9 protein-coding genes are annotated in these 8,811 nt (G+C 65.0%); 6 read left to right on the top strand and 3 right to left on the bottom strand.

The features are described 5' to 3' along the window. The first annotated feature begins 452 nt into the window (after positions 1-452). Entirely contained in the window at positions 453-1,811 is a 1,359-nt protein-coding gene (locus PPL01S_RS15930; RefSeq protein WP_016395107.1) for an 8-oxoguanine deaminase, read from the top strand. Positions 1,812-1,936: 125 nt separating this feature from the next. Then, positions 1,937-3,451 carry a nucleobase:cation symporter-2 family protein gene (locus tag PPL01S_RS15925; protein ID WP_028624912.1) on the top strand — a complete coding sequence of 505 codons (1,515 nt, stop codon included), beginning with the start codon at positions 1,937-1,939 and terminating at the stop codon, positions 3,449-3,451. A 40-nt stretch (positions 3,452-3,491) separates the two neighbouring features. On the opposite strand, the gene nhaA is transcribed toward PPL01S_RS15925, so the two are convergent. From nhaA to PPL01S_RS15910, 3 genes are all read right to left on the bottom strand, one after another. After that, positions 3,492-4,850 (bottom strand): Na+/H+ antiporter NhaA, encoded by a 1,359-nt coding sequence (gene nhaA, locus PPL01S_RS15920; RefSeq protein ID WP_028624913.1) that lies wholly within the window; start codon positions 4,848-4,850, stop codon positions 3,492-3,494. Between the two features lie 114 nt (positions 4,851-4,964). Further along, the gene (locus PPL01S_RS15915) at positions 4,965-5,606 is read right to left on the bottom strand and encodes a DUF1109 domain-containing protein (RefSeq protein WP_016395110.1); all 642 of its coding nucleotides are present in this window, start codon (positions 5,604-5,606) and stop codon (positions 4,965-4,967) included. Next, positions 5,593-6,180: a sigma-70 family RNA polymerase sigma factor gene (locus PPL01S_RS15910; protein WP_028624914.1), complete on the bottom strand. Its 588-nt coding sequence runs from the start codon at positions 6,178-6,180 to the stop codon at positions 5,593-5,595. The genes PPL01S_RS15915 and PPL01S_RS15910 overlap by 14 nt, the downstream gene beginning before the upstream one ends. Positions 6,181-6,443: 263 nt before the next feature. On the opposite strand from PPL01S_RS15910, the gene PPL01S_RS15905 reads away from it, so the two are divergent. Genes PPL01S_RS15905 through PPL01S_RS15890 form a run of 4 tightly spaced genes read left to right on the top strand, consistent with a single transcriptional unit; the run spans position 6,444 to position 8,803 of the window. Next, on the top strand, positions 6,444-6,722 hold the full coding sequence (locus PPL01S_RS15905; protein WP_028624915.1) for a BufA1 family periplasmic bufferin-type metallophore: 279 nt from the start codon (positions 6,444-6,446) through the stop codon (positions 6,720-6,722). A gap of 16 nt (positions 6,723-6,738) precedes the next feature. Beyond that, positions 6,739-7,572 carry an MNIO family bufferin maturase gene (bufB, locus tag PPL01S_RS15900; RefSeq protein ID WP_016395113.1) on the top strand — a complete coding sequence of 278 codons (834 nt, stop codon included), beginning with the start codon at positions 6,739-6,741 and terminating at the stop codon, positions 7,570-7,572. Continuing rightward, positions 7,569-8,324: an HvfC/BufC N-terminal domain-containing protein gene (locus PPL01S_RS15895; protein WP_016395114.1), complete on the top strand. Its 756-nt coding sequence runs from the start codon at positions 7,569-7,571 to the stop codon at positions 8,322-8,324. Before bufB ends, PPL01S_RS15895 begins: the two co-directional genes overlap by 4 nt. An 11-nt stretch (positions 8,325-8,335) precedes the next feature. Next, on the top strand, positions 8,336-8,803 hold the full coding sequence (locus tag PPL01S_RS15890) for a DoxX family protein (RefSeq protein WP_016395115.1): 468 nt from the start codon (positions 8,336-8,338) through the stop codon (positions 8,801-8,803). The last annotated feature ends 8 nt before the right edge of the window (positions 8,804-8,811 follow it).

Below are 8,811 nucleotides of genomic sequence, written 5' to 3'. Positions count from 1 at the left end.
CCGAAACAAACGTAGGAGCGAGCGCAGCTCGCGATGCGCCGCGCGGGCGGCGCTCGATTTACGCCCCACCGCAAAAACCAAGACAGGCCATTCCAACCCCAGCAACCCCTGAATTTTTCGTATACAAAAAAACACAATTCTGATTACATTAAGCCACGCCTACGACATCGGTAATCGCCGCTGCGTATTGCGACAGGCTAAAGCCATGCATTACCCCTACCTGCTCGCCTCCTCCGAGCCCGCTGCGCGAATCGACGCATTCGCCGCTATTGCGTCACCCCGGTTCACCCTGCGCCCTACGCCAAGCCGATGCTCCCCGGCGGCGTCGACGCGTGCGCCGCTGATCTGACCGCCCCCAACACAACGCCTGGTTTCTAGGGTCTGGCTCTAATCGAAAACCGGGTGTCCGCACAGACGAATTGCAACCAATCCCTGAGGGGAAAGGAACACCTATGCCCAAGACATTGCTGATCAAGAACGCCGAACTGCTGGTGACGATGGACGGCGCACGCCGCGAGATCAAACGCGGCGGCCTGTACATCGAAGACAACGTGATCAAACAGGTCGGTCCCAGCGACGAACTGCCCCAGCACGCCGACGAAATTCTCGACATGACCGGCAAGGTGGTCATCCCCGGCCTGGTCAACACCCACCACCACATGTACCAGAGCCTCACCCGCGTGGTGCCGGCGGCGCAGGACGGCGAGCTGTTCAACTGGCTGACCAACCTGTACCCGATCTGGGCCCGGCTGACTCCGGAAATGATCTCGGTCTCGACCCAGACCGCCATGGCCGAGCTGATCCTGTCCGGCTGCACCACCTCCAGCGATCACCTGTACATCTACCCCAACGGCTGCAAGCTCGACGACAGCATCCACGCCGCCGAGGAAATCGGCATGCGCTTCCATGCCGCGCGCGGCAGCATGAGTGTGGGCCGCAGCCAGGGCGGCCTGCCGCCGGATTCGGTGGTGGAGAAGGAAAGTGATATTCTCAAGGAGTCCCAGCGCCTGATCGAGGACTACCACGACGCCAGCCACGGCTCGATGCTGCGCGTGGTGGTAGCACCCTGCTCGCCATTCTCGGTCAGCCGCGACCTGATGCGCGAAGCGGCGGTACTGGCGCGCGGGTATGGCGTGTCGCTGCACACCCACCTGGCCGAAAACGTCAACGACATCGCCTACAGCCGCGAGAAATTCGGCATGACCCCGGCCGAGTACGCCGAGGACCTGGGCTGGGTCGGTCACGATGTGTGGCACGCCCACTGCGTGCAACTCGACCAGCACGGTATCGAGCTGTTTGCACGCACCGGCACCGGCGTGGCCCACTGCCCGTGCTCGAACATGCGCCTGGCCTCGGGCATCGCGCCGATCCGCAAGATGCGCGACCACGGCGTGCCGGTGGGCCTGGGCGTGGACGGTTCGGCCTCCAACGACGGTGCCAGCATGATCGGCGAAGTGCGCCAGGCGCTGCTGCTGCAGCGGGTCGGCTTCGGCCCCGACGCGATGACCGCGCGCGAAGCCCTGGAAATCGCCACCCTGGGCGGTGCCAAGGTGCTCAACCGCAATGACATCGGCGCCCTCGCCCCGGGCATGGTCGCCGACCTGGTCGCCTTCAACCTGAACCACGTGGCCTATGCCGGTGCCCTGCACGACCCGCTGGCGGCTCTGGTGTTCTGCACCCCGACCCATGTCGACACCAGCGTGATCAACGGCCGCGTGGTGGTCAAGGACGGTCGCATCACCACCGTCGACCTGCCACGCGTGCTCGAGCGCCACAACCAGCTGGCACGCCAACTGGTGATCGGCGAGTGATCCACCCAGGCCGTTGCCCGTCGCCTTGAGGCAACGGCCTGCCCCTCTCTGCTACACCGCTTCACCCACCGCGACTGAGACCGTGCTGTTAGACGCATCAAAATAACAAAAGCGAGCTACTCACCATGACTTCTCCCGCTACACCTCGTCCGGAAGACGAGAACCTCGGCGTCGGCGCCAACGTGGCCTACGGGCTTCAACATGTGCTGACGATGTATGGTGGCATTGTTGCCGTTCCGCTGATCATCGGTCAGGCCGCGGGCCTGGCCCCTGCCGACGTCGGCCTGCTGATCGCCGCGTCGCTGTTCGCCGGTGGCCTGGCCACCTTGCTGCAGACCTTGGGCATTCCGTTCTTCGGTTGCCAGTTGCCGTTGGTACAGGGCGTCTCCTTCGCGGGTGTGGCGACCATGATCGCGATCATCGGCAACGACGGCCAGGGCGGTCTTGCTGTGGTATTCGGAGCCGTGATCGCCGCGTCGTTGATCGGCCTGGTGATAACACCGCTGTTCTCGCGTATCACGAAATTCTTCCCGCCGCTGGTAACGGGCATCGTCATCACCACCATCGGCCTGACGCTGATGCCGGTGACGGCGCGCTGGGCCATGGGCGGCAACAGCCAGGCCGCCGACTTCGGCAGCATCTCGAACATCGCCCTGGCGGCGTTCACCCTGGCCACCGTGCTGCTGCTCAGCAAGCTCGGCAGCGCCAGCATCTCGCGCTTGTCGATCCTGCTGGCCATGGTCATCGGCACACTGGTGGCCGTGGCCTTCGGCATGGCCGACTTCTCCCAGGTACTGCAAGGCTCGATCGTTGCACTGCCGCAGGTGCTGCCGCTGGGTGCGCCGGAGTTTCAGGTGGCGGCGATCCTGTCAATGCTGATCGTGATCGTGGTGACCATGGTCGAGACGTCCGCCGACATCCTGGCCGTCGGCGAGATCATCGACACCAAGGTCGACTCGAAGCGCCTGGGCAACGGCCTGCGCGCCGACATGATCTCCAGCGCCTTCGCACCGCTGTTCGGCTCGTTCACCCAGAGCGCCTTCGCGCAGAACGTCGGCCTGGTGGCGGTGACCGGCGTGAAGAGCCGCTATGTCGTGGCCACCACGGGGCTGATCCTGGTGACGCTGGGACTGCTGCCGGTGATGGGTCGGTTGATCGCCGCCGTGCCTACCGCAGTACTCGGGGGCGCCGGCGTGGTGCTGTTCGGCACCGTCGCGGCCAGTGGCATCCGCACCCTGGCCCAGGTGGACTACCGCAACAACATGAACCTGATCATCGTCGCCACCTCGATCGGCTTCGGCATGATCCCGATTGCCGCGCCCGGGTTCTACCACCACTTCCCGGCCTGGTTCGAAACCATCTTCCACTCCGGGATCAGCTCGGCCGCGATCATGGCCATCCTGCTCAACCTGCTGTTCAACCACTTGCGCGCCGGCAACTCCGACCAGCAGTCGGTGTTCGTCGCCGCCAGCGAACGCACCCTGCGCTACCGCGACATCGCCGGGCTGAACGACGGTGATTTCTTCCGCGACGGCAAGCTGTTCGACTGTGATGGTAATGAGGTGCCGGTGTTGGCGGAGGGCGATCATCACGGGGACGTGCCTGCCCCGCGCAAGCGGCGCCTGGAACAGGCGCACTGAGTGATTGGGGCTGCTGCGCAGCCCCCGTCACAGCTAGCCGTCAGCTCGCTTCAGCGTGAACGACCTTGGCAGCCTTGCGCAGGCTCCACATGCCCCACGCCAGCCCCAGCACGGCAGCAATCACCGAACCCGACAGCACACCCAGCTTGGCCGCACCCAGGGCGCCCGGGTCGGCGAAGGCCAGGTTGGCGATGAAGATCGACATGGTGAAACCGATACCCGCCAACAGCCCGATCAGGGTAATGCTGCGCCAGGTCACCCCCGCCGGCAGCGCACACCAACCCAGGCGCACCATCAGCCAGCTGACCAGGACGATGCCCAAGGGCTTGCCCACCACCAGCGCCGCTGCCACGGCGATCATCACCCAGTAAGGCCCGGCGGCAGACAGGTCGATCCCCGACAGGCTCACGCCGGCGTTGGCCAGGGCGAATACCGGCATGATGCCGTAGGCCACCCAGGGGTGCAGACTGCCCTGCACGCGGGTCACCGGCGGCACCAGTTCGCGCTGGGCCAGGCGCAGCTGCTTCAGCGGGCTGATCAGCCTGCTGCTGTCACCTTCCGGTGCCTTGGCACGGCCGAGCAGGTCGTCGGTCACGCGGGAAATGGCGTCCACCGGGCGCTGGCCCAGGGGCATGGACCTGACCGGGGTCATCAGGCCCAGAATCACACCCGCCAAGGTCGGATGGGCGCCAGTCATCAGCACGCCCAGCCAGACGATGGCACCGGGCACCACATAGGCATAGGCCGAACCGACACCGATCTTCTGCAGGCCGATCACCAGCATCAGGCCCAGCGCAGCCACCGCGAAGCCGGCGTAGTCGAGGCCGCCGGTGTAGAAGATGGCAATGATCAGCACGGCAATGATGTCGTCGATGATCGCCAACGCCAGCAGGAACACCCGCACGTTGGAAGGGATCGACTTGCCGAGCAGGGCCAGCACGCCGACCGCGAAGGCGATGTCGGTGGCGGTGGGTACCGCCCAGCCTTGCTGTTCGGCAGGTGCATGGCTGAACGCCAGGTAGATCAGCGCGGGCACGGCCACCCCGCCAACTGCCGCCGCCATGGGCAGCGTGGCCTGGCGCAGACTGGACAACGCACCTTCATGGATCTCGCGGCGAATTTCCATGCCGACGACCAGGAAGAAGATGGTCATCAGGCCGTCGTTGACCCAGAAGTGCAGGGATTGGGAGAACACCAGCGAGCCGACACCGAAGGTCACCGGCGCATGCCAAAGGGCCTCGTAGCTGGACGCTGCGGGCGAGTTCGCCCAGACCAGCGCGACCACGGCGGCGATCAACAGGACGATGCCGCTGACGGCCTCGATGTGCAGGAAGCGCTCCAGATTGGCGAATGCGCGCTGGGCGATTCGCTGGGCACGGGGCATTACATGTTTTTGCATGGGCGCAAGTACTCCCGCAAGGCGGCCCGACCTGCGTAGCTGTTTAACCTGCTTCACTGCATCATGCAGCTAGCACCCGGCGGCCATTCTAGCGGAAAACTTGCCGGTCGTCCCCTACCACCGTAGCAGACGCGGCCCCAATGCCGCGCCGAGCGCGGTCGGCAGCGACATGCCCAGCACATACCACACGCCCCAGAACGGCACCTGCATTTCGGGGCAATGCAGGCAGTAGGCAAGCGTCGCCGTCGCGCCAGCCAGCAGGCCACCGGCTGCACCGGCCTGACACAGGCGCGTTGGGGCGAGGCCGCGCAACGCCCAGAACACGGCGATGAAAACCGGCGCCGAGAGCAGTGCGATGTTCAACGCACAGGTGCGCCAGGTTCTCCCGAAGATCAGCTCGGCACGTGCTTCGACCGGAGCCCCGGACAGGCTGATCGCCGCTCCCAGCCAGACCATCAGCAGCGGCACGCCAAGCAGCCCCCAGACAATTCCGCCCCTGACGCCTGGCCTGGCCAGGCGCTGCGTCAGCCACAGCCCGAGCAACGCCAGGCTGCCAGGCAAGGCCAGCTTTGCCCAGAACAATGGCGTACGCGCTACTTCGGCGAGGTCGCTGCGCACCCCATAGACCGTCGCCGTCAACAACACCGCGCCGAGCATGCCGACCAGCAGCGCCTGGCCGAAGCGTCGTGCCAGCGCATGATGGCCCACTGGCCCTTCCCCGCTGGCCAGCAGGGTAATCAGTTCATCGGTTTTCATCGTCGTCACTACCTCGAATCAGCCTGGCCAAGGCCTTGAGCCCACGATGGATGCCCACCTTGACCGCCGAGCTGGATAACCCAGTGATACGCGCTGTTTCGTCCACCGACAAGCCTTCGAGCTTGACGTGGACGATTGGCGCACGCTGACGCTCGGGCAACTGTTCCAGCAATTTGCCAAGGTCGCGGCGGGCCTCGGCGGGTGCTTCTTCATTGGCAGCGAACAGGTCGCTGTCGTCTTCCAGGGACACGTGCCTCGCCTCGCGCTGACCATACCGGCGCAGGTAGTCGACCAGCTTGTAGCGGGCAATCGCCTGCACCCAAGCCGTCAGTGGCTGTTGCGGCTGATAGGTGTGGCGGGCGTTATGGACGGCCAGCAGCACCTCTTGCAGCAGGTCTTCGGCCTCGGCAGGGCGATGCGCCAGGCGCCGCCGCAGAAACCCACGCAGGTGCGACGCCAACGCCGCGAGAAACTCGCGGTAAGCCCGTGCATCCCCCTCCAGGCCCTGCAGCAACAACGCTTGCAGTTGCCCCTCGCGGGCTGTGAGCAGTTCCTGTGGATTAGTTCGTTGCATAGAGCGCCATGGTTACACCGGGAAAGAGTTTCTTTCAATCGAACCACAAACGCTCCCGTGAGCGCACTAAGGATGGCCTGAAATAGCCACTTAACAAGACACGCATTCTGCCAAATCTGGACGTCTTCTTCAGCGTTCCCCTGAGTGATCGGTCAGGTCGCGAAAATTAATTTCCCCGTGCTGTAACCGCAGCGCTGATCGACGCGAATTACTCGATGAGCCGCCGGTAATTCGCCACGGCCCAACCCTTTGGAGAGAACACCATGAAAACCCTCGCCCTCACCACCGCCGCCCTCGCCCTCGCCTCGCTGGCCAATGTCGCCATGGCAGGTGATGCCCCGAGTACTGGCGCCGCCATGGAAAAATGCTACGGCGTCGCCATGGCCGGCAAGAACGACTGCAAGGCCGGTGCCGGCACCACCTGCGCCGGCAGTGCGAAAAAAGACTACGACGGCATGCACTGGAAGAACGTCCCGGCCGGCACCTGCACCTCGATCAAGACCCCTAACGGCATGGGCTCGCTCACCCCGGTCAAGTCCTGAGTGGAGGCTGCCGACCATGAACCGGAATGCGCCCCTCGGCGCTGGGCTCGGGCTCAAGGCCGAGCACTATGCCCAGGCCCTGGCGTGTGACGCCGAGGGCCTGTGGTACGAGGTACACCCGGAAAACTACATGGTCGGCGGACCGCGCCTGGCCTGGCTGGAGCGCATGGCCGAACGCCATGCGCTGTCGCTGCACGGCGTAGCGCTGTCGCTGGCAGCCGACGCCGAACCGGATGCCAGTCACCTGCGCCGCCTGCGCGCGCTGATCGAGCGGGTCAGGCCGGTGCTGGTGTCCGAACACCTGGCCTGGTCCACCTGGCGTGGCCAGTATCATCCCGACCTGCTGCCGTTTCCGCGCAGTAATGAAGCGTTGAACCGCATCAGCGAAAACATCCTGCGCACCCAGGATGCGCTGGGACGCAACATTGCCCTGGAAAATCCCAGCCACTACCTGCACCTCGAAGGTCACGACTGGGACGAAATCGAATTTCTCACCGAGCTGGTCCGCCGCACCGATTGCACGCTGCTGCTGGACGTCAACAACGTGCATGTCAGCGCCCATAACCTGGGCTTCGATGCGGCGCGCTATCTCGACCGCTTCCCGTCCCAAGCGATCAGCGAAGTACACCTTGCCGGGTACAGCCAGGACCAACAGGCTGGCCTGCTGATCGACTCCCACGACGCGGCCATTGCCGAGCCGGTCTGGGCGTTGTATCGCCACTTGATCACCCGTACAGGCCCACGTCCGACGCTGATCGAGCGTGACGGCAACGTCCCCGCGTTCGCTGAACTGCTGCGCGAACGCACCATCGCCCAAGCGACCCTTGCCAGCGCAGGAGCCTTGCCATGAACCTGTCCCTTGGCCAGTTCCAGGATGCTTTTCTTGACGCGCTGTACCAGCGCCCTGCCCCGGCACTGACCTGCCTCAGCGAGCAGGCGGCCTTCGCGGTCTACCGCAATACCGTACTGTCCGGCTGTGTCGAGGCGCTACGGGCCAACTTCCCAAGCATCGAGACACTGGTCGGCCCCCACTGGATGCACCAGGCAGCCAGCACATACGCGCAACAAACGCCGCCTGAAGACCCCCGGCTGATCCACTATGGCGCGGCCTTCCCAGCGCTCCTGCAAGCACTGCAGGACAGTCACGGCTTGCTTTACCTGGCCGATGTCGCGCGCCTGGACTGGCACTGGTGCGACGTGTTCAGTGCCGAAGAAGACCCGTGCCTGACCCTGACCGATTTGGCCGGCATGACCGCCACCGACCTTGCCCGCGGGCACCTGAAACCTCGGCGCAGCGTGCGCTGGCAGTGGTTCGACGCGCACCCGGCGTACAGCCTGTGGCGCGTCAGCCGCGAGGGGTTGCCGTGGCCGCCGGAACAACCCTGGGTAGCCGAAGGCGCCCTGTTGAGTGGCGACGGCGAAGGTGTCAGCCATCAGCCCCTGGAGATCGGTGCCTGCGCCTTTCTCGACGCCTGCGCGGCAGGTCATTCGCTACAAGACGCCTCGCAACTCGCCCAGCAATGCCAATCCGACCTTGACTTCAGCGACCTGCTTGGCCGGCTGCTGCAGGCCAAGGCCTTGTGCCCCCTCACATTCGTCTGAAGGTAACGTCCATGGACACAATCCGTTCCAACGCCCCCACCCACACCCTGCGCCAGCGCTGGAACAGCCTGGCCGACCACCTGCAAGGCTGGCTGAGCGACAGCCTGTTGAGCCTGGTGGCGCGGCTGGGCATCGCCTCGGTCTTCTTCATGTCCGGCCGCACCAAGGTCGAGGGGCTGTTGAGCATCACGCCAAGCACCTACGATCTGTTCCAGACCGAATATGCACTGCCGCTGGTGTCACCCTGGGTAGCCGCGCACCTGGCAACCTACGCCGAGCACCTGTTCCCGCTCCTGCTGGTACTCGGCCTGTTCACTCGGCTATCGGCCCTGGCCTTGCTCGGCATGACTACGGTGATCGAAGTGTTCGTCTACCCCGATGCCTGGCCCACTCACGTGTCCTGGGCCGGCCTGCTCCTGCTGCTGATTGGGCGGGGTGCCGGGGCACTGTCGCTGGATCGTTTGCTGCGGTTGCGATAGCGCCCGGC

The sequence above is a fragment of the Pseudomonas plecoglossicida NBRC 103162 = DSM 15088 genome (assembly GCF_000730665.1).
GTDB lineage: Bacteria > Pseudomonadota > Gammaproteobacteria > Pseudomonadales > Pseudomonadaceae > Aquipseudomonas > Aquipseudomonas plecoglossicida.
This window is presented reverse-complemented; position numbering and strand designations above follow the sequence as displayed.

Bases quoted from the DNA above. Each gene is read 5' to 3' on its own strand.
- PPL01S_RS15930 (WP_016395107.1), top strand. From the start codon at position 453: ATGCCCAAGACATTGCTGATCAAGAACGCCGAACTGCTGGTGACGATG.
- PPL01S_RS15925 (WP_028624912.1), top strand. From the start codon at position 1,937: ATGACTTCTCCCGCTACACCTCGTCCGGAAGACGAGAACCTCGGCGTC.
- nhaA (WP_028624913.1), bottom strand. From the start codon at position 4,850: ATGCAAAAACATGTAATGCCCCGTGCCCAGCGAATCGCCCAGCGCGCA.
- PPL01S_RS15915 (WP_016395110.1), bottom strand. From the start codon at position 5,606: ATGAAAACCGATGAACTGATTACCCTGCTGGCCAGCGGGGAAGGGCCA.
- PPL01S_RS15910 (WP_028624914.1), bottom strand. From the start codon at position 6,180: ATGCAACGAACTAATCCACAGGAACTGCTCACAGCCCGCGAGGGGCAA.
- PPL01S_RS15905 (WP_028624915.1), top strand. From the start codon at position 6,444: ATGAAAACCCTCGCCCTCACCACCGCCGCCCTCGCCCTCGCCTCGCTG.
- bufB (WP_016395113.1), top strand. From the start codon at position 6,739: ATGAACCGGAATGCGCCCCTCGGCGCTGGGCTCGGGCTCAAGGCCGAG.
- PPL01S_RS15895 (WP_016395114.1), top strand. From the start codon at position 7,569: ATGAACCTGTCCCTTGGCCAGTTCCAGGATGCTTTTCTTGACGCGCTG.
- PPL01S_RS15890 (WP_016395115.1), top strand. From the start codon at position 8,336: ATGGACACAATCCGTTCCAACGCCCCCACCCACACCCTGCGCCAGCGC.